At 73.6% G+C, this 23,775-nt stretch carries 25 protein-coding genes; 11 read left to right on the top strand and 14 right to left on the bottom strand.

The genetic code is table 11. The features are described from left to right. Positions 1 to 44: 44 nt before the first annotated feature. Together RSE42_RS11205 and RSE42_RS11200 are read right to left on the bottom strand one after the other, a co-directional pair. Positions 45 to 1,214, bottom strand: a complete 1,170-nt coding sequence (locus RSE42_RS11205) for a polyprenyl synthetase family protein (RefSeq protein WP_415296246.1) — start codon at positions 1,212 to 1,214, stop codon at positions 45 to 47. 70 nt (positions 1,215 to 1,284) lie between these two features. Next, complete coding sequence (locus tag RSE42_RS11200; RefSeq protein WP_415296244.1) at positions 1,285 to 1,854, bottom strand: hypothetical protein; 570 nt, start codon at positions 1,852 to 1,854, stop codon at positions 1,285 to 1,287. Between the two features lie 140 nt (positions 1,855 to 1,994). On the opposite strand from RSE42_RS11200, the gene RSE42_RS11195 reads away from it, so the two are divergent. The 3 genes from RSE42_RS11195 to RSE42_RS11185 all read left to right on the top strand — a co-directional run bounded on the left by RSE42_RS11195 (position 1,995) and on the right by RSE42_RS11185 (position 5,559). Beyond that, complete coding sequence (locus tag RSE42_RS11195; protein ID WP_415296242.1) at positions 1,995 to 3,185, top strand: DUF4192 domain-containing protein; 1,191 nt, start codon at positions 1,995 to 1,997, stop codon at positions 3,183 to 3,185. Between the two features lie 69 nt (positions 3,186 to 3,254). Next, positions 3,255 to 3,656, top strand: coding sequence for a universal stress protein (locus tag RSE42_RS11190; RefSeq protein ID WP_034655584.1), 402 nt, complete (start codon positions 3,255 to 3,257; stop codon positions 3,654 to 3,656). 349 nt (positions 3,657 to 4,005) lie between these two features. Then, entirely contained in the window at positions 4,006 to 5,559 is a 1,554-nt protein-coding gene (locus tag RSE42_RS11185; protein WP_034655587.1) for an RNA polymerase sigma factor, read from the top strand. A 198-nt stretch (positions 5,560 to 5,757) separates the two neighbouring features. Here the strand turns inward: RSE42_RS11185 and RSE42_RS11180 are convergent, their stop codons facing one another. After that, entirely contained in the window at positions 5,758 to 5,970 is a 213-nt protein-coding gene (locus RSE42_RS11180; protein WP_021479923.1) for a hypothetical protein, read from the bottom strand. A 200-nt stretch (positions 5,971 to 6,170) separates the two neighbouring features. On the opposite strand from RSE42_RS11180, the gene RSE42_RS11175 reads away from it, so the two are divergent. The 5 genes from RSE42_RS11175 (at position 6,171) to RSE42_RS11155 (ending at position 10,508) form a co-directional block, all read left to right on the top strand. After that, positions 6,171 to 8,300 (top strand): DNA gyrase/topoisomerase IV subunit B, encoded by a 2,130-nt coding sequence (locus RSE42_RS11175; RefSeq protein WP_031315183.1) that lies wholly within the window; start codon positions 6,171 to 6,173, stop codon positions 8,298 to 8,300. A gap of 2 nt (positions 8,301 to 8,302) precedes the next feature. Then, complete coding sequence (locus tag RSE42_RS11170; protein ID WP_415296240.1) at positions 8,303 to 8,947, top strand: cation transporter; 645 nt, start codon at positions 8,303 to 8,305, stop codon at positions 8,945 to 8,947. Between the two features lie 64 nt (positions 8,948 to 9,011). Further along, entirely contained in the window at positions 9,012 to 9,485 is a 474-nt protein-coding gene (locus RSE42_RS11165; protein WP_171468014.1) for a DUF4430 domain-containing protein, read from the top strand. Next, positions 9,482 to 10,069: a DUF6580 family putative transport protein gene (locus RSE42_RS11160; RefSeq protein WP_171468013.1), complete on the top strand. Its 588-nt coding sequence runs from the start codon at positions 9,482 to 9,484 to the stop codon at positions 10,067 to 10,069. The genes RSE42_RS11165 and RSE42_RS11160 overlap by 4 nt, the downstream gene beginning before the upstream one ends. A 70-nt stretch (positions 10,070 to 10,139) precedes the next feature. Next, on the top strand, positions 10,140 to 10,508 hold the full coding sequence (locus RSE42_RS11155; RefSeq protein WP_363374675.1) for a DUF2200 domain-containing protein: 369 nt from the start codon (positions 10,140 to 10,142) through the stop codon (positions 10,506 to 10,508). A gap of 13 nt (positions 10,509 to 10,521) precedes the next feature. On the opposite strand, the gene RSE42_RS11150 is transcribed toward RSE42_RS11155, so the two are convergent. The 4 genes from RSE42_RS11150 to RSE42_RS11135 form a co-directional block, all read right to left on the bottom strand. After that, positions 10,522 to 10,962, bottom strand: a complete 441-nt coding sequence (locus RSE42_RS11150) for a VOC family protein (RefSeq protein WP_363374678.1) — start codon at positions 10,960 to 10,962, stop codon at positions 10,522 to 10,524. A gap of 71 nt (positions 10,963 to 11,033) precedes the next feature. After that, complete coding sequence (locus RSE42_RS11145) at positions 11,034 to 11,681, bottom strand: dihydrofolate reductase family protein (protein ID WP_415296238.1); 648 nt, start codon at positions 11,679 to 11,681, stop codon at positions 11,034 to 11,036. Between the two features lie 85 nt (positions 11,682 to 11,766). Then, positions 11,767 to 12,003 carry a helix-turn-helix domain-containing protein gene (locus tag RSE42_RS11140; protein WP_034655601.1) on the bottom strand — a complete coding sequence of 79 codons (237 nt, stop codon included), beginning with the start codon at positions 12,001 to 12,003 and terminating at the stop codon, positions 11,767 to 11,769. Then, positions 12,004 to 12,480, bottom strand: coding sequence for a DUF2975 domain-containing protein (locus RSE42_RS11135; protein ID WP_081599868.1), 477 nt, complete (start codon positions 12,478 to 12,480; stop codon positions 12,004 to 12,006). It lies immediately after the preceding gene. 384 nt (positions 12,481 to 12,864) lie between these two features. Here RSE42_RS11135 and RSE42_RS11130 point away from each other — a divergent pair, with 384 nt between their 5' ends. Continuing rightward, on the top strand, positions 12,865 to 13,533 hold the full coding sequence (locus RSE42_RS11130) for a hypothetical protein (protein ID WP_415296236.1): 669 nt from the start codon (positions 12,865 to 12,867) through the stop codon (positions 13,531 to 13,533). A 47-nt stretch (positions 13,534 to 13,580) separates the two neighbouring features. On the opposite strand, the gene metH is transcribed toward RSE42_RS11130, so the two are convergent. Continuing rightward, entirely contained in the window at positions 13,581 to 17,174 is a 3,594-nt protein-coding gene (gene metH, locus RSE42_RS11125) for a methionine synthase (protein WP_415296234.1), read from the bottom strand. Between the two features lie 123 nt (positions 17,175 to 17,297). Between metH and RSE42_RS11120 the strand changes: the two genes are divergently transcribed. Further along, positions 17,298 to 18,431: a GNAT family N-acetyltransferase gene (locus RSE42_RS11120; RefSeq protein WP_168945932.1), complete on the top strand. Its 1,134-nt coding sequence runs from the start codon at positions 17,298 to 17,300 to the stop codon at positions 18,429 to 18,431. Positions 18,432 to 18,450: 19 nt separating this feature from the next. Here RSE42_RS11120 and RSE42_RS11115 read toward each other — a convergent pair whose 3' ends face one another. The 3 genes from RSE42_RS11115 to RSE42_RS11105 are packed head-to-tail and all read right to left on the bottom strand — an operon-like array spanning position 18,451 to position 20,298. Next, positions 18,451 to 19,356 (bottom strand): neutral zinc metallopeptidase, encoded by a 906-nt coding sequence (locus RSE42_RS11115; protein WP_415296232.1) that lies wholly within the window; start codon positions 19,354 to 19,356, stop codon positions 18,451 to 18,453. Positions 19,357 to 19,390: 34 nt separating this feature from the next. Further along, positions 19,391 to 19,924, bottom strand: coding sequence for a hypothetical protein (locus RSE42_RS11110; protein ID WP_051027827.1), 534 nt, complete (start codon positions 19,922 to 19,924; stop codon positions 19,391 to 19,393). Positions 19,925 to 19,929: 5 nt separating this feature from the next. Beyond that, positions 19,930 to 20,298, bottom strand: coding sequence for a hypothetical protein (locus tag RSE42_RS11105; RefSeq protein ID WP_415296230.1), 369 nt, complete (start codon positions 20,296 to 20,298; stop codon positions 19,930 to 19,932). 247 nt (positions 20,299 to 20,545) lie between these two features. Here RSE42_RS11105 and RSE42_RS11100 point away from each other — a divergent pair, with 247 nt between their 5' ends. Next, positions 20,546 to 22,144, top strand: a complete 1,599-nt coding sequence (locus RSE42_RS11100) for an ABC-F family ATP-binding cassette domain-containing protein (protein ID WP_021481119.1) — start codon at positions 20,546 to 20,548, stop codon at positions 22,142 to 22,144. Between the two features lie 27 nt (positions 22,145 to 22,171). Here RSE42_RS11100 and RSE42_RS11095 read toward each other — a convergent pair whose 3' ends face one another. From RSE42_RS11095 to RSE42_RS11085, 3 genes are read right to left on the bottom strand one after another with little or no spacing between them, the layout of a single operon-like run. Continuing rightward, positions 22,172 to 23,161 (bottom strand): SURF1 family protein, encoded by a 990-nt coding sequence (locus RSE42_RS11095; RefSeq protein ID WP_363374697.1) that lies wholly within the window; start codon positions 23,159 to 23,161, stop codon positions 22,172 to 22,174. Then, positions 23,158 to 23,406: a hypothetical protein gene (locus RSE42_RS11090; protein ID WP_009863594.1), complete on the bottom strand. Its 249-nt coding sequence runs from the start codon at positions 23,404 to 23,406 to the stop codon at positions 23,158 to 23,160. The genes RSE42_RS11095 and RSE42_RS11090 overlap by 4 nt, the downstream gene beginning before the upstream one ends. Continuing rightward, a complete protein-coding gene (locus tag RSE42_RS11085; RefSeq protein WP_074807059.1) occupies positions 23,403 to 23,771 on the bottom strand; it encodes a DUF3099 domain-containing protein in 369 nt (122 codons plus the stop codon). Before RSE42_RS11085 ends, RSE42_RS11090 begins: the two co-directional genes overlap by 4 nt. Positions 23,772 to 23,775: the final 4 nt, after the last annotated feature.

Raw genomic sequence — 23,775 nt, 5'->3', positions numbered from 1 at the left:
CTCGATCGTCCGGGCCCGTGCCGGGCCGACGGACGGCGGTGCGGTCAGGCCGTGCGCTCGACGGCGGCGCGCGCGAGCAGCGCGAGCATCGTCGCGCCCGGCTCCGCGAGCCCGGCCCCGTCGAGGGCGGCCGCGGCGCGCTCGGTGAGCTCCGCGATGAGCGACTCGACGGCGTCGCGCGCGCCAGTCTCGACGAGGACGGCGCGCAGGTCCTCCACCGTGGCCGGGTCGAGGTCCGGGTCGCCCAGGTGCGTGAGCAGCAGCTCGCGCTGCGCGGGCGTGGCGGTCGCCAGCGCGCGCACGACGAGCACCGTCCGCTTGCCCTCACGCAGGTCGTCGCCGGCCGGCTTGCCGGTGACCTGCGCGTCGCCGAAGACGCCGAGCACGTCGTCGCGGAGCTGGAACGCCTCGCCCACGGGCAGGCCGAACGCGCTCGTCGCGGCGACCGCGTCGTCGTCGGCACCGGCGAGCGCCGCGCCGAGCGCGATGGGGTGCTCGACGCTGTAGCGCGCGGACTTCGAGCGGATCACGGCCCGGGCCCGCTCCTCGTCGGCCGCCGGGTCCTCGCCCCACGGCAGGACCTGCGCGTGCACGTCGAGGTACTGGCCGGCCGTGACCTCCGTCTGCATACGGCCGAACACGCGTCGCGACCGCGTGGCGACCACGGGTGCGAGGTCGTCGAGCGCGTCGCCGAGCTCCCGGTGGCTCGCGATGAGCGCGAGGTCGCCGAGCAGGATCGCGGCGTTCTCGCCGTACCGCTCGCCGTCGCCGGACCAGCCGAGGTCGCGGTGGCGCGCCGCGAAGGCGCGGTGCGCCGTCGGGCGGCCGCGCCGGGTGTCGGAGGAGTCCATGACGTCGTCGTGGAAGAGCGCCGCCGCCTGGAACAGCTCGAGCGCCGCGCCGGCGCGCAGCACCGTGGTCTGGTGCGGGCCCGCGGCGTCACCGCCGTGCGCGCGCCACGACCAGTAGCAGAACGCGGCGCGCAGGCGCTTGCCGCCCGCGAGCAGCTCCTGCGTCGCGTCGGCGAGCAGGTCCGTGTCCGGGTGGGTCCCGGCGAGCTCGGCGCGCAGCGCCGCGGTCGAGGCGTGCAGGGCGTCGTCGACGCCGGTGCGCACCCCCTCGCGGTCGACGAGCGCGGCGGGGCTCGGGTCGGTGAGGTCCTCGGACGCCTGGGGAGGGACGGAGGGCGAGGTCGGCAGCGACGGGTTGGGCACGGGGGCAGCCTATGCGGAGCGAGCGCCACCCTGCCCGCCCGGTCTGGTGGCGGTCGGGCGGCGCGGCACCTCAGCCGGCGGCGACCTGGCCGCTGATCGTCACGAGGCGTTCCGTCTCGTCGTCGAAGACGCCGACGGCGACCGACTCGGTCGGGGCCTCGGGCGCCGTCGTGCGGACGAACGTGGTGAGCGAGGTGAGCGCGCTCGGCACGGTCGACGGCGACACCGCGAAACCGGCCACGCCCAGCGTGTCGGTGTAGTAGGCGGTGAGCGCCTCGACCGTGTTCGTGGAGCGCAGGTTGAGCGTGACGTCCACGAGCGCGCCGTCCTGCGACGGCCGTGCCGAGCTCGCGAGCACCTCGGCGCCCGGCGCCACCGGGACGAGCGCGACGGGGAACCCCTCCACCAGGTCCCCGACCGCCGAGGCGGCGTCGTAGTCGGGCAGCGGCGTGCCCGGCGCGCCGGAGTCGGCGTCCGGCGCCGGCTGCTCCTCCCGGGGTGCCGCGGCGCCCTGCACGTCGCCCAGGTCCGCCTGGCACCCCGCGAGCGTCGAGCCCAGCACGGCCGCGACGAGGACGACGGCGGCCCGGCCGGCGGGGGAGAGCGCCGGGTGCGCGGCGGCGCGGGTTCGTGGTGGCACGCGCACACCGTAGTCACCCGCGCGTGCGCGAGCCACCACGGAGGTCGGGGGCCGACCACAGCCCCGGGTGCCCGCCCCGCGTCGTCCACAGCCGGGCGGCGGGCGCCCCGCACGCCGCCCCGACCGACTGGGATGGGCGCATGACGACCCTCATCCGGGCCCAGGGCCCGCGCGAGCTCCTCGCCTACGTCCCCTTCCGGCTCGGCTACCGACCGCAGGACAGCGTCGTCCTCGTGGGGCTGCGGCCACCGCGCGGCCGCATCGGTCTCGTCGTGCGCGTCGACGTCGCCGACGCGGCGGACGTCGAGCACGGGCCGCAGCTCGCGCGGTCCGTCGTGGGGCACCTCGCGGCCGACGGCGCACGCCGCGTCGTGCTCGTCGTCTACTCCGACGCGCCGCTGCGCGCGGCGGGCGTCGCGGCCGCGCGGGTGCGGGCCGCCGTCGAGCACTGCCGCGAGGCCGCCGAGCCGCACCACGGGCCCGTCGAGGCGTGGGTCGTGTCGTCGACGGGCTGGTACGCGCTCGACTGCCCCGAGGACGACTGCTGCCCGCCGGAGGGAAGGTCGCTGCGCGAGCTCGAGTCGAGCGAGGTCGGCGCGCACATGGTGCTGTCCGGGGCGGCGCTCGCGGACTCGCGCGAGGAGGCGCTGCGGATCCCGCCCGCGGGCGCGGACGCGCGGCGCCGTGCGGCGCGCGCGGCACGGCGGGTGCGCGACCGCGCCCGGTCCGTGGCGGCTGGCGACGACGTCGCGTCCCGGGTCGCGGCGCGGGTCTCCGCCCTCGCGCTGTGGCGGACCGCGGTCGCGCAGGTCGTCGCGCGCGACCGGGCGCGGGACGGCGGGCCGGTCGACGACGGCGCCGGTGCCGCGGTGCCCGCCGCGACGGTCCTCGGGCGCCTGGCCGCGGGCCTCGAGTCGGTCCCCGTGCGCGACGCCGTGCTTCTCTCCCTCGTGCCGGGGACCGACGACCTGCCGGACCGCACGGTGCGGGGCGGCGACGTGGACGCCGGGACGGGCCGCGCCATCGCGGCCGTCGTGGACCCGGGCGCGGGCCTCGCGCCCGACCCGGCGGTCACCGGGCCGGCGAGGGCCGTGCTGGAGGGCGTGGTCGCCCACGCGCCGCGCGGGAGCACCGCGCCCGCGCTGACGCTCCTGGCGCTCGTGGCCTGGTGGCACGGCGACGGCGGCCGGGCCCGTCGGCGGCTCGCCGAGGCGCTGGCGGAGGACCCGACGTACCGGCTCGCGCTGCTGCTCGCGAGCGCGCTCGACGCCGGGGTCCCGCCGGGCTGGGTCCGCGCCGACGCGTGCGCCGACACGCACGACGTCGGGTAGGTTCGACGCAACACGACCTGCGGTCGCCCCCGCGGCCGGCCGCACCCACGAGCCGTCTCCGGAGGACACATGAGCGTCGTCGTCGCGCACCTGAGCACGCCCGAGGGCCGCGAGGCTCTCGACAGCGCGGCCACCGAGGCCGTCCGGCGCGGCACCGACCTCGTCGTCGTCGTGACCGAGGCCTCCATGGCGACTCCCGAGCTGGTCGCCGCGCACGAGGACGACCTGCGACGCGTGGAGGCACGCCTCGAGGGGACGGGCACGACGCTGCGCCGCGAGCAGGGCTCGTCGGACCTCGCGGACGACCTCGTGGGCGCCGCGGAGCGGACGTCGGCGGACCTCATCGTCATCGGGCTGCGTCGGCGCAGCCCCGTGGGCAAGCTCATCCTCGGCTCGAACGCCCAGCGCATCCTGCTCGACGCGCCCTGCCCCGTGCTGGCCGTCAAGCCCGAGCGGCCCGCCGGCGTCTGAGCCGCCCGCGCGTCGGCGCGCGGACGTGGATCCCTGCGGTCCGGCGCGCCTGCGGGGGCCGGGTGAGGGGCAGGGTGTGCGGGGAATCTTCCAGGGTCCCGACCCGTTGTACACGTCACGAACCGGGTGACGAACGTCGTGACGACGTGGTGCGCCGGGCCGTCGGGAGGCGGTCAGGTCCGACATCACCCCGTGTCGCGGCGTCCGGCGCACGGATCGCCGGTACAATATAGGTAGTCCGCCAGAGCCCGACGACTCACCGTGAGAGTCCAGAGCAGCCCGCACTTCACGGTTCACGTCCCCGCTCCGGCGGCCCTACCGCCCCCCATGATTGCCGAAAGGTCGGTTTGTGGCGCCCTCAACCCCGATTTCCGCACTCCCGCGAGAGTTCGAGCACCCCGCCCTGCAGGAGCTCCTGCGGCGCGGCAGCGCGAACGGTCGCGTCGACGCCGAGAGCTTCCGCACCGCGTGCGAGCAGGCTGCCGTCAACGACGCCAAGCGGCTGAAGGCGGTCTTCCGCGCGCTCGCGGGCGCCGGCGTCGAGGTCGACATCCCGACCACGACGAAGGTGGCCGCGGCGGCTTCCCCGCGCAGCACGACGACCGCGCGCACCAAGCCCGCCGCGACGAAGTCCGCGGCGGCGACCAAGCGCACGACCACGACGAAGGCCGCCCCGGCGGCCGACGCCGAGGGTGCGGAGACCCCGTCGACCGGCCCCGCCAAGCCCGCCGCCCGCAAGACCGCGGCCAAGGCTCCCGCCAAGTCCAAGGCGACGCCCGCGCGCGCCAAGAAGAAGGACGACGACGAGGACGACGCCGAGGTCGAGATCGAGGATCTCGAGATCGACGTGACCGAGGACGAGGAGGCCGCGGAGCCGGGCGCCAAGAAGGCTGCCGCCGCCGCGCCGAGCGACGAGCCCGAGGAGACCGGCTTCGTCGTCTCCGACGCGGACGAGGACGACGCCCCGGTCCAGCAGGTCGTGACCGCGGGTGCGACGGCCGACCCGGTCAAGGACTACCTCAAGCAGATCGGCAAGGTCGCGCTGCTGAACGCGGAGCAGGAGGTCGAGCTCGCGAAGCGGATCGAGGCCGGTCTGTTCGCGGAGGAGAAGCTCGCGGCCGAGGGCGACGACCTGGACCGCAAGCTCAAGCGTGAGCTGCAGTGGATCGCGCACGACGGCAAGCGGGCGAAGAACCACCTGCTGGAGGCGAACCTGCGTCTGGTGGTGTCGCTGGCCAAGCGGTACACGGGTCGCGGCATGCTGTTCCTGGACCTGATCCAGGAGGGCAACCTCGGTCTGATCCGTGCGGTCGAGAAGTTCGACTACACCAAGGGCTACAAGTTCTCGACGTACGCGACGTGGTGGATCCGGCAGGCGATCACGCGCGCGATGGCGGACCAGGCGCGCACCATCCGTATCCCGGTGCACATGGTCGAGGTCATCAACAAGCTCGCGCGCGTGCAGCGTCAGATGCTGCAGGACCTGGGCCGGGAGCCCACGCCCGAGGAGCTCGCCAAGGAGCTCGACATGACCCCGGAGAAGGTCGTCGAGGTCCAGAAGTACGGCCGCGAGCCCATCTCGCTGCACACGCCGCTCGGCGAGGACGGCGACTCCGAGTTCGGCGACCTCATCGAGGACTCCGAGGCCATCGTCCCGGCGGACGCGGTGAGCTTCACGCTCCTGCAGGAGCAGCTGCACCAGGTGCTCGACACGCTGAGCGAGCGCGAGGCGGGCGTCGTCTCGATGCGGTTCGGCCTCTCGGACGGGCAGCCCAAGACGCTCGACGAGATCGGCAAGGTCTACGGCGTGACGCGTGAGCGCATCCGTCAGATCGAGTCGAAGACCATGTCGAAGCTGCGCCACCCGAGCCGCTCGCAGGTGCTGCGCGACTACCTCGACTGACGCGTCGCGGTGGGCGGCCGGTGGCACCACCGACCGCCCGCCGCCGTCGCACGACGAAGGCCCCGAGGAGATCTCCTCGGGGCCTTCGTCGTGTCTGAGGTCTGTCTCTGAGGTGGTCGTCGCGGGGGACCGGGCGGTGGAGCCGGTCCCCGCGGTCGTGCGCTCCTGGCGCGGGACGGTGCTCGGCGGACCGGCGCGTCAGCGCGCGCCGTGCTCCGCGAGCAGCTTGTCGGTCTCGTCCTGGATGGACGTCGCGAGGTCGGTGTAGGCATCCGCGTGCGCCCGCGCGTGGTGGCCGCAGAACAGCAGCTCGCCGCTCGGCAGGACCACACGGACGTACGCCTGGGCCCCGCAGCGGTCGCAGCGGTCGGCCGCGGTCAGCGGTTCGGTGGTGGTCGTCGTAGCAGTCACATGAACATCAAACCATCCCCTCCTGAGGTTTCGTCCCGGGGGAGGGCCGGGTTCGCTACCCGCGAAGCGCGCTCACCCGGCGCCGTCGTCTCCCGCCGGCATCTCACGCATCCCGCCGCATCCCGCCCGATCGCGCGGCGTCCGCGGCAGCGCGGCGGGGCAGCACCGCGCTGTGGGCGCCCTCGTCTAGGCTTGCCGCCGTGACGACCACCTCCGCTGAGTCCAGCTACACCGCTCGGCACCTGTCCGTGCTCGAGGGCCTCGAGGCCGTGCGCAAGCGCCCGGGCATGTACATCGGCACGACCGACTCGCGCGGTCTCATGCACTGCCTCTGGGAGATCATCGACAACTCGGTCGACGAGGCGCTCGCGGGCAACTGCTCGAAGATCCGGGTCGTGCTGCACGCCGACACCTCCGTGACGGTCGAGGACGACGGCCGCGGCATCCCCGTCGACATCGAGCCGAAGACGGGCCTGTCCGGCGTCGAGGTCGTCTTCACCAAGCTGCACGCGGGCGGCAAGTTCGGCGGCGGGTCGTACACCGCGTCGGGTGGTCTGCACGGTGTCGGCGCGTCCGTCGTCAACGCGCTGTCCTCGCGTCTCGACGTCGAGGTCGACCGCGGCGGCAAGACGCACCGCATGACCTTCCACCGCGGCGAGCCGGGCGTGTTCAGCGACCCGAAGACGGGCCCGACGCCGGACGCCCCGTTCGAGCCGTTCGTGTCCGGGTCCGAGCTCGCGGTCGTCGGGAAGACGAAGCGCGGCGTCACCGGCACGCGCGTCCGCTACTGGGCGGACCGCCAGATCTTCCTCAAGACGGCCGTCTTCTCCTACGACGAGCTCGTCACGCGCGTGCGCCAGACGACGTTCCTCGTCCCCGGTCTCGAGATCACGGTGCGCGACGAGCGCGGCGTGCCGGGGACGCCGGGGGAGTCCGGGCCGCACGAGGAGACGTTCGTGCACACGGGCGGGTCGGTCGACTTCGTCGACTTCCTCGCGCCGGACACCCCCGTCACCGCGACGTGGCGCCTCACGGGCTCGGGCTCGTTCACGGAGACCGTCCCGGTGCTCGACGACCGGGGTCACATGACCCCGCAGGCGGTGCAGCGCGACTGCGAGGTCGACGTCGCGCTGCGCTGGGGCACCGGCTACGAGACCGAGGTCCGCAGCTTCGTCAACATCATCGCCACGCCCAAGGGCGGTTCCCACCTCGGCGGCTTCGAGCAGGGTCTGCTCAAGGTGCTGCGCAAGGCGGTCGAGACGAACGCGCGCCGCCTCAAGGTGTCGACGAAGGACGCGTCCGAGCGCATCGAGAAGGACGACGTGCTCGCCGGCCTGACGGCCGTCGTCACCGTGCGCCTCGCCGAGCCGCAGTTCGAGGGCCAGACGAAGGAGGTCCTCGGCACGGCGCCGGTGCGCGGCATCGTGGCGCGCGTCGTCGAGAAGGAGCTGAACGCCCTCCTCACCTCCACCAAGCGCGACGAGAAGACGCAGGCCGCGCTGCTGCTCGACAAGGTCGTCGCCGAGATGCGCGCGCGCATCACCGCGCGCAAGCAGAAGGAGATCTCGCGGCGCAAGAACGCGCTCGAGACGTCGTCCCTGCCGGCCAAGCTCGTCGACTGCCGCAGCGACGACGTCGAGCGCAGCGAGCTGTTCATCGTCGAGGGCGACAGCGCGCTCGGCACCGCGCGCCTCGCGCGCAGCTCCGACTTCCAGGCGCTGCTGCCCATCCGCGGCAAGATCCTCAACGTGCAGAAGGCGTCCGTGAGCGACATGCTGCGCAACGCCGAGTGCACCGCGATCATCCAGGTGCTCGGCGCCGGGTCGGGGCGGTCGTTCGACCTCGAGGCCGCGCGCTACGGCAAGATCGTGCTCATGACGGACGCCGACGTCGACGGCGCCCACATCCGCACCCTGCTGCTCACGCTCTTCTACCGGTACATGAAGCCGCTCGTCGAGGCGGGCCGCGTCTTCGCTGCCGTGCCGCCGCTGCACCGCATCGAGGTCATCGGCGCCGGGCGCCGCAAGAACGAGTACATATACACGTACTCCGAGGCCGAGCTCGCCGCGACGCTCAAGAAGCTCGACAAGGCCGGCCGCCGCTACAAGGACGACATCCAGCGGTACAAGGGCCTGGGGGAGATGGACGCCGATCAGCTCGCCGAGACGACGATGGACCCGCGCCACCGCACCCTGCGTCGCGTCACGGCCGAGCACGCCGAGGCGGCGGAGCGCGTGTTCGAGCTGCTCATGGGCAGCGACGTCGCGCCGCGCAAGGAGTTCATCGTCGCCGGCGCGGCCGAGCTGGACCACGCCCGCATCGACGTCTGACGATGTCCGCCGGGCAGGACGCGCGACGGGCGGGCGACCCCGACCTGGTCGGGCTGCTGCGGCGCACCGTCCTGCTGGTCGCGGGGCTCAACCTCGCGTACTTCGTCGTCGAGCTCACCGTCGCGCTCGCGGCGGGTTCGGTGTCGCTGCTCGCCGACAGCGTGGACTTCCTCGAGGACACCGCGATCAACCTGCTCATCGCCGTCGCGCTGGGTTTCCCGCTCGCGCGGCGCGCGGTCCTGGGCAAGGCGCTGGCGCTGCTCATCCTCGTCCCCGCGCTGTTCGCGGCGTGGGAGGTCGTGCGCCGGTTCGGCGACCCGCCCGCACCCGAGGTGCTGCCGATCGTCCTCGCCTCGCTCGGCGCGGTCGTGGTCAACGGGGTGTGCGCGTGGCTCCTCGTCCGCGTCCGCCATCACGGCGGGTCGCTGAGCCGGGCCGCGTTCCTGTCGGCCCGCAACGACGTGCTCGTCAACGTCGCCGTCATCGCGATGGGGCTCGTGACCGCGTGGACCGGGTCCGGCTGGCCGGACCTCGTGCTGGGGTGCGGGATCATCCTCCTCGCGGGCCACTCCGCGTACGAGGTGTGGGAGGTCAGCGAGGAGGAGCGGCTGGCGGCCAGGGCCGTCGCGGGCGAGGAGATCGGGTGAGGGGCCGTCGTCCGACAGGCGGGCGACCCGGCGCGAGCCGGGCGGCGCTCCGTACGCTGGCGACGTGACCCTCCGAACGCTCCGCGCCACGTCCGCGCGCCCGCTCACCGCCCTGACCGCCGTCCTGCTCACCGCGGGCCTGCTGGCCGGGTGCTCGTCCGCCGACGAGCCCGCCGCCGACACCACGTCGACCTCCACGGCGACCGCGGGCGAGGAGTCGAGCGCCCCGGCCGACGACGCGACGGACGAGGCGCCCGGCGACGAGTCCGGCGACGACGAGGACGCGCCCGAGCTCTCCTACGAGGGGCGCGAGGGCGCGACGGCCCTCGACCTGCTCCTCGAGGCGGACCCGTCCGCCCAGGTGACCGGTGAGGGCGAGAACGCGTTCGTCACGGCGATCGACGGCGTCGCCGCCGACCCGGACAGCGAGTTCTGGGCCCTGTACGTGAACGGCGAGATGGCTACCGTGGGTGCAGGCTCGCTCGAGACGAAGGACGGGGACGAGATCACGTGGAAGCTCGAGACGTTCACCTCGTGACGCGCTCGGAGAGCACGGCGCTGCGCTGGTGGCGGCCGGCGCTCGTCGTCACGCTCGCGGCGCTCGCCGTCGTGTGGCGGCTCGTGCGCGCCGACCTCGGCGCACCCCCGAACCTCGAGCTCGTCACCGCGGCGACGTTCGCGGCGACGATCCTGCTGCGCTCGCGGTGGGCGTTCGTCGTGCCGCTCGCGGTGACGGTCGTGTCCGACGTCGTGCTCGGCAACACGGCGATCGCGCTGTTCACGTGGAGCGCGTGGCTCGTCGTCGGGCTGGGCTCGCTGCTCGCGCGGAACACGACCGGGTGGCGCCGCGTCGGCGCGGGCGCGGCGTTCGGCGTCGCGGGCTCGCTGTGGTTCTTCGCGTGGACGAACTTCGGCGTCTGGCTGCAGGGCCGCGGCGGCTGGTACCCGGCGGGAGCGGACGGGCTCGTCGCGAGCTACGTCGCGGGTCTGCCGTTCCTGCGCACCATGCTGCTCGGCAACCTCGTGCTCGTGCCGCTGGTCGCGGCCGGGACGCTGCTCGTGGACCGGCTCGAGGCGTCGCACGGGATGGTCGGCGCCCGCGCCGTCCCCGCCGCGCGGTAGCGTGGTTGGTACCGGGCGCCGCACGGGCTGAGCCCGCGACGGGCTCGGCCGGGGCAGGAGGAGGACACCCATGGCGGGACACCGGATCTTCGGCATGAGCTTCGCGAGCCTCTACCCGCTCTACGTGACCAAGGTGGAGCGCAAGGGGCGCACGAAGGACGAGCTCGACCAGGTCGTCGGCTGGCTCACCGGCTACGACGACGCCGGCCTCGCGCAGGCGATCGCCGACGAGATCACGCTCGAGGAGTTCTTCGACCGGGCGCCTGCGTGGAACCCGAACGCCTCGCTCATCACCGGGGTGATCTGCGGCGTCCGCGTCGAGGACATCGAGGACCCGCTCATGCAGAAGGTGCGCTACCTCGACAAGCTCGTCGACGAGGTCGCGCGCGGCAAGAAGATGTCGTCGATCCTGCGCGGCGAGGCGGCCACCGCCTCCTAGCGGCGCCCGCGGCTCACCCGAGCTCTTCCGCGAGCCCGACGATGATGCCGCCGGGCCCCCGCAGGTAGCAGAGGCGGTACGCGTCCTCGAAGCGTACGACCTCACGCAGCACCGCCCCGCCGTGGCGGGCGAGGCGCTCGACCGTGTCGTCGAGGTCGTCCACGGCGAACATCACCCGGTGCAGGCCGAGCACGTTCGGCGGGGCGGTGCCGAGCCCCAGGTCGAGCGGCGCCGGCGCGTGGTACCGCGTGAGCTCCAGCCGCCCGGGGCCGCCGGGGACGCGCATCATCGCGATCTCCGAGCGGAGGTCGTCGAGCCCGACGACGCGCTCCGCCCACCGCCCCTCGATCGTCATCCGGTTCTCGAGCTCCATCCCGAGCTCGGCGAAGAACGCGACGGCCGCGTCGAGGTCGTCGACGACGACGGCCACGTTGTCGAGGCGCTGGATCGCCACGGGTGCCTCCTGAGGTGCTGGGGTCGGTGGGTCGTCCGGGGTGCCGGTGAGGTCCGGCGCCGAGCAGGGCGTCAGGCGTCCTGCCCGACGCCGCGCCCCGGCTCGCTCATGTCGCCCGTGCCCGGCGTGCCGTCCGCGAGGCCGTAGCGCAGCAGGACCGTGCCCGTCGGGCTCGGTGCGGGAGGCTCGAGGAGGGTGAGGTTGGTGGGGACGGCGCCGCCGTCGAACACGGTCTTGCCCGCGCCGAGCACGATGGGGTGCACCCACAGGTCGAGGCGGTCGAACAGCCTCTCGGTCAGCAGCGTCTGCACCAGGTCGAGGCTGCCCACGACCTTGACGTGCTCGTGCCGGTCGCGCACCTCGCGCACCGCGGCGGGCAGGTCCGGGCCGAGCAGCGTCGACCCGGCCCACGGCAGGTCCGGCGTGCCGCGCGACGCCACGTACTTGGGGATGCGGTTGAACAGAGCCGCGAAGTCGTCGTCCTGCCCGCCCTCCTGGAACGGCCAGTACGACGCGAAGATGTCGTACGTGCGGCGTCCGAGCAGCAGCGCGTCCGTGCCCTCGTACGCCGCGGCGATCTGCTCGCCCGCGACGTCGTCGAGCAGCGGCGCCTGCCACCCGCCGAACGCGAACCCGCCCTCCGAGTCCTCCTCCGGCCCGCCGGGCGCCTGCCCGACGAGGTCGAGGGTCGTGAACAGCTCGATCTCGATGCTTCCCATGGCTCGGCTCCCGCGGCGTCGTGGTCTCGGTCACGGGTAAGACGTCGTCCGGTCGCCGAACTCATCGACGCGGCGGCCGGGCGGGTCAGGTGGCGGGCGGTCCTGCGTCGTCGGGCTCGTCCGGGACCCACCGCAGGACGTCTCCGGGCTGGCACCCGAGGACGCGGCAGACGGCGTCCAGCGTCGAGAAGCGCACGGCCTTCGCGCGCCCGTTCTTCAGGACGGCGACGTTCGCCGGCGTGATGCCGACCGCGGCGGCGAAGTCGCCGACGGACATCTGCCTCCGCGCCAGGAGGACGTCGAGGTCGATGACGATCGGCACCTAGATCACCGCGGCCAGCTCGCGGCGGTCGGCGGTCGCGGCGCGGAGCAGCGCGCGCAGCACCACGACGAGCAGGGCCAGCGCGCCCCCGCCCACGAGCGAGCCGAGGAGGCCGAGGAGCACGAGCGGCCCGCCGAGCTGCGCCCCGAACGTCAGGTGACCGAACACCGTCGCGGCGAGGATCGCGACCGTGACCACGCACCCGATCACCACGGTGACCGAGCGCAGCGCGCGCGGGTCGAACACCTCGTCGCGGGCGGCGAGGCCGAGCAGGCGCCACACCGCCACGAGGGCGACCTCGACCGCGAGCAGCGCCAGCACGGCCAGCACGGAGTACGGGACCACGAGGCTGCGGACCTCCGGGTACTGCGCCCCGACCTCGGCCGCGAGGAGGGGGGCGAGGAACATCGACAGCGCGGTGCCGAGGACCACGAGGACGAGGAGCGCTCGTGTGCACGCGACGAGGGGAGGTCTCATCTATCGATTGTCGATAGATGAGACGGCCCTGTCAATGACCGAGGCACGACCCGTTGCGCGAAGGGGGAAGCGCGCGGCCGGGCGGTATCCGCTGTACCCGTCCGCCGGCGGCGTCGGCCCCGGGTGCTCTCTCGTCCGCGGAGCGGTCGATCAGCCGAGTCACAGCGTGGCGTCCCAAGATCCTGCGGATCCTGGCCTGTGGATAACGGGTGCCCTCGCCGTCGCGGCGTCTACCGTCCGGTCCAGGAGCCCACGACCAGGAGGATCATCATGCTCGACCAGCATGAGCGCACGTGCCAGCACGAGCGAACGACCGCGGTCCCTCGCACGGGGCACCGTTCCCGTACTCGCCTCGCCACGCGTCGGAGAGCCACCGTCGGTCGCGTGCTCTCGGGACTCGGGGTCGCCGTCGTCCTCACGGTCGTTCCCGGCTGCGCGCTGCCCTTCGTCGAGACCGACGACGGCGCGACCCCTGCGGCGGCGGTGACGCCCCAGAGCGAGGGCGAGCCGGCGACCCCCTCCGGGGCCGAGTACGCGATCGTCTCGGGCCAGCCGGTGCGGACGCCCTGCTGGTCCTACGAGGGCCCGGAGGCGTTCGTGAACAACGTCTCCTCGGACCAGGAGGAACACTGCCACGGTGCCCTCGAGCTCTGGGGCGAGGTCGTCGACGGGGCGGTGGTGCCCACGGGCGTCGGGGCGGTCTACGGGCAGGTATCGGTCGAACCGGTGCGGGTCGCGACGTCCGAGGCGTGGGGGGTCGGGACCGATCTCGGGGGAGCGGTCGACCTCCTCGCGGACTCGTACTTCGCGGAGAACGGCAGCATCCTCAGCCTGCACGAGGCGACCACCCTCGACGGCGTACCGGCGAACATCACCCGGGTCGAGGGGAGCTTCGAGGAGACGCGGACGAAGGCCTTCATCACCGCCTTCGCACCCGAGCGGTTCGCGTCGGGCACGGACGAGGTCCAGTTCTTCGTGATCGCGATCGTCACCCCCTACGACAACGGCGACGAGCTCATCGAGCAGGTCACGGGCACGTGGAGGTGGTCCTGAGGCTGCTCCCCGCTCGCCCCGGGAGGACGCCCCGCGGCTGGCGATCGTCAGACGCTGAAGTACTTGGCCTCGGGGTGATGAAACACAAAACAATCTGTCGACTGCTCGGGGTGGAGCTGGAGCTCCGCGGAGAGCTCGACACCCACACGCTCGGGCCGCAGGAGCTCGACGACCTTGGTGCGGTCCTCCATGTCCGGGCAGGCGGGGTACCCGAGCGAGAAGCGGGCGCCGCGGTACTCGAGCTTGAACATGCCCTCGACCTCGGTGGGGTCCTCGTCGGCGAACCCGAGCTCGGCGCGCACGCGCGAGTGCCACATCTCGGCGAGCGCCTCGGTGAGCTGCACCGACAGGCCGTGGAGCTCCATGTACTCGCGGTAGTGGTTCCCCGCGAACAGCTTCGCGGTGTGCTGGTCGACGCTCGCGCCCATGGTGACGAGCTGGACGGGCAGCACGTCGTACCGGCCCGTCTCCTCGACCCAGGACCGCGGCTTGACGAAGTCGGCGAGGCACAGGTGCCGGTCGCGGCGCTGGCGCGGGAACGTGAAGCGCAGCCGCTCGGTCCCGGGCTCGCCGCCCGACCCGCCGTCGGGCGCGCCGATCCCCGCGAGCCCGGCGCCGTGGTGCGCGACGACCACGTCGTCGCCCTCCGACCACACCGGGAAGTACCCGTACACGACCGACGGGTCGACGACGCCCTCGGTGCGGATCCGCTCGTACCAGGCGTTGAGGCGCGGGCGCCCCTCGGTCTCGACGAGCTCCTCGTACGACACTCCGTCGTCACCCCGGCCGGGCTTGAGCCCCCACTGGCCCATGAACGTCGCGCGCTCGTCGAGGAACGCTGCGTACTCCGCGAGCTGGACGCCCTTGACGAGGCGCGTGCCCCAGAACGGGGCAGCGGGCACCGGGTTGTCGGCCGCGACGTCGGACCGCGCGGGCAGGTCCTCGACGGGTGTCTCGGTCACGGTGACCACGGCGTGGCGGCGCTTCTTCAGCGCGGGCAGCCCGACGGCGTCGGGCGACTCGCCGCGCGCGACGCGCACGAGCGGCTCCATGAGGCGCAGGCCTTCGAACGCGTCGCGCGCGTACCGGACGACGCCCGGGAACTGGCCCGCGAGGTCGTCCTCGACGTACGTGCGGGTGAGCGCCGCGCCACCGAGCAGGACCGGCCAGCGGCCGGCGAGCCCGCGCGACGTGAGCTCCGCGAGGTTCTCCTTCATCACGACGGTGGACTTCACGAGCAGCCCGGACATGCCGATGACGTCGGCGTCGTGCTCCTCGGCGGCCTCGATCATCGCGGAGATCGGCTGCTTGATGCCGATGTTGACGACCGTGTAGCCGTTGTTGGTGAGGATGATGTCGACGAGGTTCTTGCCGATGTCGTGCACGTCGCCGCGCACGGTCGCGAGCACGATCGTGCCCTTGGACCCGCTCGAGCCCTCGATCTTCTCCATGTGCGGCTCGAGGTAGGCGACCGCCGTCTTCATGACCTCGGCGGACTGCAGCACGAACGGGAGCTGCATCTCGCCGCGGCCGAACAGGTCGCCCACGACCTTCATGCCCTCGAGCAGGTGGTCGTTGACGATCTCGAGCGCCTTGATCCCGGACGCCATCGCCGCGTCGAGGTCCTCCTCGAGACCCTTGCGCGCGCCGTCGACGATCCGCCGCTCCAGCCGCTCGCCGACGGGCAGCGCCGCGAGCTCCGCCGCGCGCTGGTCCTTGAGCGCCGCCGAGTCCACGCCGTCGAACAGCTCGAGCAGCCGGGCGAGCGGGTCGTGCACGAGGTTCCCCTCGTCGTCGTACCGCCGCCGGTCCCACACGAGGTCGAGCGCGGCCTCGCGCTGCTCGGCGGGGATCTGCGCGAGCGGCAGGATCTTCGCGGCGTGCACGATCGCAGAGTCCAGCCCGGCCTCGACCGCCTCGTGGAGGAAGACCGAGTTGAGCACGGTGCGCGCGGCGGGGTTGAGGCCGAACGACACGTTCGACACCCCGAGCGTCGTGTGGATGCCGGGGTAGCGGCGCGTGATCTCGCGGATCGCCTCGATCGTCTCGATCGCGTCGCGCCGCGTCTCCTCCTGGCCCGTGGCGATGGGGAACGTCAGGGCGTCGACGATGATGTCGTCGACCCGCATGCCCCAGTCGCGCGTGAGCGTCTCGACGAGCCGCGTGGCGATCTCCACCTTGCCCGACGCGGTGCGCGCCTGGCCCTCCTCGTCGATCGTCAGCGCGACGACGGCCGCCCCGTGCTCGACGACGTGCGGCATGATCCGCGCGAACCGCGACGTCGGCCCGTCGCCGTCCTCGAAGTTCACCGAGTTCACGACGGCGCGCCCGCCCACGAGCTCGAGGCCCGCCGCGATGACCTCGGGCTCCGTCGAGTCGATGACGAGCGGGAGCGTCGACGCGCTCGCGAGGCGCGAGACGACCTGCTTCACGTCCGCGACGCCGTCGCGCCCCACGTAGTCGATGCACACGTCGAGCAGGTGCGCGCCGTCGCGCGTCTGGGCGCGCGCGATCTCGACGCACTCGTCCCAGTTCTCCGCGAGCATCGCCTCGCGGAACGCCTTCGACCCGTTGGCGTTCGTGCGCTCGCCGATCGCGAGGAACGACGCGTCCTGGTGCAGGTCCGTGTGCGAGTACAGGCTCGCGACGCCGTTCTCGCGCTCCGGGTGGCGCTCGACGACCGGCCGCGCGCGCACCGCCTCGACGACGCGGCGCAGGTGCTCGGGCGTCGTGCCGCAGCAGCCGCCCACGAGGCCCAGGCCGAACTCGGTGACGAACTGGGTGTGCGCCGCGGCGAGCTCGTCGGGCGTCAGCGGGTACGTCGCCCCGTTCGGGCCGAGCACCGGCAGCCCGGCGTTGGGCATGCACGTCACGGGGATCTCCGCGTGCCGCGACAGGTGCCGCAGGTGCTCGCTCATCTCGGCCGGGCCGGTCGCGCAGTTGAGCCCGATCGCGTCGACGCCGAGCGCCTGGAGCGTGGTCAGCGCGGCCCCGATCTCGGAACCCATGAGCATCGTGCCCGTGGTCTCGACCGTCACCTGGACGATCACGGGCACCTCGCGCCCGACGTCGCGCATCGCGTTCCGCGAGCCCGTCACCGCGGCCTTCGCCTGGAGCAGGTCCTGGCTCGTCTCGACGAGGATCGCGTCGGCCCCGCCCTCCAGGAGGCCTGCGGCCTGCTCGGCGAACGTGTCGCGCAGGTGCGCGTACGTCGTGTGCCCGAGGCTCGGCAGCTTGGTCCCCGGACCCATCGAGCCGAGCACCCAGCGCGGCTGGTCGGCGGTCGCGTGGGCGTCCGCGCGCTCGCGCGCGATCCGCGCCCCGGCCGCGGCGAGCTCGCGGATCCGGTCGTCGATGTCGTAGTCCGACAGGTTGGACCAGTTGGCGCCGAACGTGTTCGTCTCGATCGCGTCCACCCCGACCTCGAGGTACGCGTCGTGCACCGCGGCGATGATGTCGGGTCGCGAGACGTTGAGGATCTCGTTGCAGCCCTCGAGGCCCTCGTAGTCCTCGAGCGTCGGGTCCTGCGCCTGGATCATCGTGCCCATCGCGCCGTCCGCGACGACGACGCGCGTGCGCAGCGCCTCCGCGAGGGCCCGGGAGCGGGCGTCGGCGAGGTCCTGAGGAACGACGGTCGGCATGCTCGCAGCGTAGATCGCGTGCGGCGCGGCACGGGGAGCCGTCTCAGCGGGCCGACGCGCCGCGCCCGGACGGCACGGGAAAAGCACGTGCCCGACGGCGTGGGTCCCCCTACCGTGGTCGCCATGTCCTCTCCCTCGACGACCGACCGCGCCGAGGCGGCGCCCCCGACGCTCGCTCCGATCGCCGAGCGCGCCGCCGCCCCCTCGACCCTGCCGCCGGTGACCGCGGGCGGACTCACGTGGCGCTCCGCCACGCCTGCCGACGCGCCGGCCCTGCTCACGCTGCGCAACGACATCGCGGAGGCGGACGACGAGCCGTACCGCGAGACGCTCGCGGAGATCGAGGAGATCTTCACCGCGCCGTGGCGCGACGTCGCGGCCGACTCGATCGTCGGCGTCGACACCGACGGGACGCTGCGCGCCTACGGGATGGTCGACACCAACCCGGGGGACGCGCGCACCGTGCGGGCCTTCCTCGGCGGCGGCGTCCACCCGACCCACCGGGGGCGCGGGATCGGGCGCGAGGTGCTCGCCTGGCAGGTGGCCCGTGCCCGGCAGGTGCTCGCCGCGAGCGGCAAGGAGCTGCCCGCGCGGCTCGCCGTCTTCGGGGAGGACACCGACCCGCCCGAGAAGGCGCGGCTCTACGCGCGGTTCGGGTTCGTCGCCCGCCGCTTCTACTCCGACCTGCGTCGCGACCTCGCGGCCCCCGTGCCCGACGTCCCGCTCGACGGTTCCCTGCACGTCGTCCCGTGGTCCGCCGAGCTCGACGAGGCGACGCGCCTCGCGCACAACGACGCCTTCCGCGACCACTGGGGGAGCGAGCCCCGCACCGCCGAGGCGTGGACGCACGGGCGCAGCGAGTTCGCGCCGCAGTGGTCGTTCCTCGTGGTCGACGACGCGCCCGACGCCGACGCGCTCCTCGCCGACCCGGCCACCGACCCCGAGACCGCCGCCGCGCTGCGCGCCGGCGAGCCGCTCGTCGTCGGCTACGAGATGGCGGGCCGGTACGACGAGGACTTCCCCGTGCGGGGGTACACGTTCGGGTACACCGAGCTCCTCGGCGTCCGGCGCGCGTACCGGGGGCGCCGCGTCGCCGTCGCGGCGCTCGCGGCCGCGATGCGCGCGTTCGCGGCGGACGGCATGCAGTACGCCGCGCTCGACGTCGACACGGAGAACCCGTCCGGTGCGCACGGTCTCTACGCGAGCCTCGGCTACGAGAAGGTCACCGGCTCGCGCATGTACTCGATCGAGCTCTGAGCGACTTCGGCCAGAGCGGTCACAGCGTCGAGGCGGAGAGCGCGTCGCAGTCCTGGAGCGTGCCGCCCTCGTAGCCGGTCGTGAACCAGCGCTGGCGCTGCTCGCTCGACCCGTGGGTCCAGCCCTCGGGGTTCACCTGGCCGGTCGCGGCCTCCTGGATGCGGTCGTCGCCGACGGCGGACGCCGCGGACAGCGCGTCGTCCAGCTGCTGCTTGGTGATCGGTGCGAGGAACGTCACGCCGGTGTCCGGGTCGACGGTGGTCGCCGCGTGGCCCGCCCACATGCCGGCGAGGCAGTCGGCCATGAGCTCGATGCGCACGGAGTCGGACTCAGGGCCCGTGCCCTGCCGGTCCGCCGAGTCCATGGCGCCGGTCAGCTGCTCGATGTGGTGCCCGAACTCGTGCGCGACGACGTACATCTCCGCGAGGCCGCCGTCGTTCGCACCGAAGCGGTTCGTCAGGTCGTCGTAGAAGCCGAGGTCGATGTACACCGTCTGGTCGGGCGGGCAGTAGAACGGCCCGACGGCGCTCGTCGCCGCGCCGCACCCCGTCGAGACCTGCCCGGTGAAGCTCACGACCTCCGGCAGCGCGTACTCGACGCCGGCCTGCTGGGGGAGGGCCTCGGTCCAGTAGGCGTCGAGCGACTGGACGGTGCCGTTGAGCCGGCACTCGCGCGTCGTGTTCGCCTGATCGGCGGTGCACGTGTCGATGTACTCCTGCTGGCCGTCGCCGTACGCGCCGGAGTCCGACCCGTCGCCGCCGGTCAGCGCGCTGAGGTCGACGCCCGTCTGGTTGCCGACGAACGCGATGAGCAGCGCGACGAGCACCGCGCCGATCCCGCCGCCCGCGATCATCGGGCCGCGCCCGCGGCCGCCACCCTTGCGGACGCGTCCGCCCTCGAACGATCCGCCCTCCTGGAATGTCACAGGGGAACGCTACCCCCGGGCGCGGTCGCAGGCCTCAGAAGCGGACCAGCGCGCGCAGTACCCGCGCGAGCAGGTCGTGGTCGCCGCGGTGCTCGTGCCGCTCGACGGGCCCGACGACGGGCGCCGGCGGCTCGCGACGCGGCAGCGTGCCGGGGTCGTCGCCGGGTGCCTCGGCAACGGTCTCGGCCAGGTAGGTGTCGACGAAGTCGACGAGGAATCGCTCGACGCGGCGGCCCGTGAGGGCGATGTTCCAGTCCGTCGGGCCCACGAGGATGACCGACAGGTCCTGCCCCAGCAGGTAGACGAAGACGCACGCCTCGGCGGTGTTGAGGATGCAGCGCGCCGAGCTGCCCGGGACGGCCGGGCCCTGGGTGAGGGCCGCGGCGACGGCCCGCGCCACCTCGACGACCGGGCCGGGAGAGGGGCCGGCACTGCCGAGGACCCGGCCACCGGGACCGAGGGCGAGCACGTGCGCCTCGTGGTCGAGGGCGTCGTCGATGCCCCGCAGCACGTCCACCACGCTGCGGGGGGCGACCCGCCCGCGCTGGTCGAGGGCGTCCGCGACCACGGGCGTCAGAGCGACAGCGACTCGTCGAGCTGGGCCAGGCCGCGGCGCGCGAGCGCGAGGTTCGCCCGTCCGCGCTCGAGCACGAGGTAGGAGAAGGTGCCCCGCAGGCTCTCGCGCTGCGACAGGCAGATGAGGTGGTACTGGCGGCCGAGCGTGATGAGGATGTCCTCGATGCCGTCCTCGAGCCCGAGCTGCTCGATCGCCCGGAGCTTCGCGCGGATGACCTCGGTGTTCGCCGCGGCGGCGAGCTCGAGGTCGAACGGGGCGGCCTGCTTCTGGACCAGGGCCAGGCCGCTGCTGTAGTCGACGACCGCGATCGCGATCGCCCCGTCCAGCTCGAGGACCTTGCTCAGTGCTGCTTCGGCGTTGCTCAACGTGCTCTCCTTGCTCGGGTCCCCCCGCCATCTCCTCGGCGGTCCGGGACGTCCGGAGGCTAGCACGATGGGCTGATTGTCCCGTTCTGTTCCCTGTGTGTGGGACCGCCGTGGGGCGGTCCGGGGGGCGTCGAGAGAAAGACCGCGCGGGAGCGGGCGCGCGGCCCGTAGAATCGTCGGGCCCCGTCGATCGGATCGCCCCACCAGGCTGGATCCACCGGGGTCACCCTTCGGAGAGGACCTGCACGTGATCACCGCCCACGGCGTCGAGCTGCGCGTCGGCGCCCGCGTCCTGCTGCACGAGGCGACGTTCCAGATCGCCGCGGGCGACCGGATCGGCCTCGTCGGCCGCAACGGCGCCGGCAAGACGACCCTGACCAAGACCCTCGCGGGCGAGACCCAGCCCACGGCGGGGAAGATCACGCGCGGCAACGACATCGGCTACCTGCCCCAGGACCCGCGCACGGGCGACCTCGAGGTCATCGCGCTCGACCGGGTCCTCTCGGCACGCAACCTCGACAGGATCGTGCGCCAGATGCGCGAGACCGAGGGCGCGATGGCGAGCGCGGACGCGGAGACGCACGAGGCCGCGATGGAGCGCTACCCCAAGCTCGAGGCGCGGTTCCTCGCGGCCGGCGGGTACGCGGCCGAGAGCGAGGCGCACCGCATCACGAGCAACCTCGGTCTCGACGACCGCGTGCTCGGTCAGCCGCTGAGCACGCTGTCCGGCGGGCAGCGCCGCCGCATCGAGCTCGCGCGCATCCTCTTCTCCGGCGTCGAGACGCTGCTCCTCGACGAGCCGACGAACCACCTCGACGCCGACTCGATCGTCTGGCTGCGCGACTACCTCAAGTCGTACAGCGGCGGCTTCGTCGTGATCTCGCACGACGTCGAGCTGCTGCGCGCGACGGTGAACAAGGTGTTCCACCTGGACGCCAACCGCGGCGAGCTCGACCAGTACAACCTCGGCTGGGACGCCTACCTCGCGCAGCGAGAGTCCGACGAGCGCCGTCGTCGTCGCGAGCGGCAGAACGCCGAGAAGAAGGCGGGCGCACTCCTCGCCCAGGGCGAGAAGATGCGCGCCAAGGCCACCAAGGCCGTCGCCGCGCAGCAGATGATGCGCCGCGCCGAGAAGATGCTCGCCGGCATCGAGGGCGAGCGCCAGAGCGACAAGGTCGCGAAGCTGCGCTTCCCGAAGCCCGCACCGTGCGGCCGCACGCCGCTCACCGCGAGCGGGCTGTCCAAGGCCTACGGCTCGCAGGAGGTCTTCGCGGGCGTCGACCTCGCGATCGATCGCGGCAGCCGCGTCGTCGTGCTCGGCCTCAACGGCGCCGGCAAGACGACGCTCCTGCGCATCCTCGGCGGCGTCGAGCAGCCGGACACGGGCGAGGTGCACCCGGGCCACGGCCTGAAGATCGGCTACTACGCCCAGGAGCACGACACGCTCGACATGGACGCGACCGTCGTCGAGAACCTGCGCCACGCGGCGCCCGACCTCACGGACACGCAGGTGCGCTCGGTGCTCGGGTCGTTCCTGTTCTCCGGCGACGACGCGGACAAGCCGACGAACGTACTGTCCGGCGGGGAGAAGACGCGGCTCGCGCTCGCGACGCTCGTCGTCTCGGCGGCGAACGTGCTGCTGCTCGACGAGCCGACGAACAACCTCGACCCCGCGTCACGCGCCGAGATCCTCGGGGCGCTCAAGACGTACGAGGGCGCGGTCGTCATGGTCACGCACGACGACGGCGCGGTCGAGGCGCTCGAGCCCGAGCGCGTCCTGCTGCTGCCCGACGGCGACGAGGACCTGTGGAGCGACGAGTACGCGGAGCTCGTCTCGCTGGCCTGACGGGCCCGCTCGTCGCCGGGACCAGGCCTACCGCGGGGCGGACCCCTGCCGGGCGTCGAGCTGCGCGTCGATGAGGGCGTCCTCCTCGTCCTCGGCGCTCGGACGGCGCGAGCGCGGCTCCCGCCGGGCCCGCGCGGCGTCCGGGTCCTGGGCCGCGAGGAGGTCGCCGGCGGTGAGGGTGGTCTGCTCCCCGCGCGCGTCGCGCCGGTCGCGGCGCACGAGGAGCCAGAAGCCGGCGACCGCGCCGAGGGCGAACACCGCCCACTGGAACGCGTACGACAGGTGCGAGCCGGGGTCGGTGTCCGGCTTCGGCAGCGCCTCCAGGGTCTGAGCCGCGGGCGGCACCTCGGTGCGCAGCTGCCCGTAGGCGCCGACCGTGCGGCCCTCGGCCCAGCCGCCGCCGTCCGGGCCGGCGGCGAGGACCTGGTCCGTCGCGATGGCCTGCACCTGGCCCGCGGGCGCGTCCCGGCCCGACGGCGGCTCGTCGCCGCGCAGCGTCACGGTCGCCTCGACGTCGCCCGCGGGGGGCGGGGGCACGTCCCCGGGGGTGACGGCGTCGGTCCCCAGCGGCACGAACCCGCGGTCCACGACGACGACGAGCCCGTCCGGCGCGGACGGCGTGGGGTTCGTCACGAACGGGACGAGCACGTGGAAGCCGGGGCTGCCGCCCACCGGGCGGTTGCGCAGCAGGACCGTGGCGTCCGTCTCGTAGCGTCCCTCGAGGACCACCGGCCGCCAGAGGTCGGCCTCGTCGAGCTCGGTACCCGGAGTGGGCAGCACGTCGTCCACCGGGACCGGGTCCGACGTGTAGTTGGCCTCGATGCGCTCGATCTCGGCGTCGCGCGAGACGTAGCGGTTCCACTGCCAGCGGCCCGCGACGAGGCACAGCGCGACGAGGACGAGGACCCCGACCGCGAGCGTCGCCCACTGGCGCGGGGTGCGCGGCTGGTGGGCGTCCGCGGTGGCGCGCTGCGGCGTCGGGCCCGCGGGGACCTGCGGTGGTGCGGCCTGCGTCACGGGGCCGCCCGGCGCTCGAGCTCGTCGACCGGCACCGTCGAGCGCCAGAACGAGCGGGCGCCGAGGAACGTCTCCAGGTGCTCCCGGTGCGCGTCGCACGCGAGCCACACCTTGCGCCGCTCGGGCGTGTGGATCTTGGGGTTGTTCCACAGCAGGCCCCACGCGGCGGCCTCCTGGCAGCCCTTGGCGCTGCACACCAGCTCGTCCTCGCCGACAGGGTCGGCGAGGCCCAGGACGTCGGTCACCGGCGGTCCTCCTCGTCGTCGTGCGGCTCGCGGGGCTCGGCGCCCGCGATGCCGTGGCTCCCGGGCGCACCCGCCGTGGGCAGCGCGCGGTGCTCCATGGGGGAGGTGTCGTAGTGCGCCTGGTCGCGGCCCGCGTTGGCGACGAGCACCGCGCTGTACGGCAGCACGACCGCGCCGACGGCGAGGACCCACGTCACCCAGCTGCCCTGCGCCAGGATGGCGCCGAAGATGCACACGAGCCGGATGCCCATCTGGATCAGGTACTTGCGCTCCCGGCGCGCCTGGTCCGCGGCGAGCGGTTCCGGTGCGGCGGTGATGCTCGGGACCGCCTCGGCCGACCTCCGGGCGGCGCGTCGTGTGGTCACCCGT

Origin of the sequence: Cellulosimicrobium sp. SJTW-1 (assembly GCF_047716875.1) — a bacterium.
GTDB lineage: Bacteria > Actinomycetota > Actinomycetes > Actinomycetales > Cellulomonadaceae > Cellulosimicrobium > Cellulosimicrobium funkei.
This window is presented reverse-complemented; position numbering and strand designations above follow the sequence as displayed.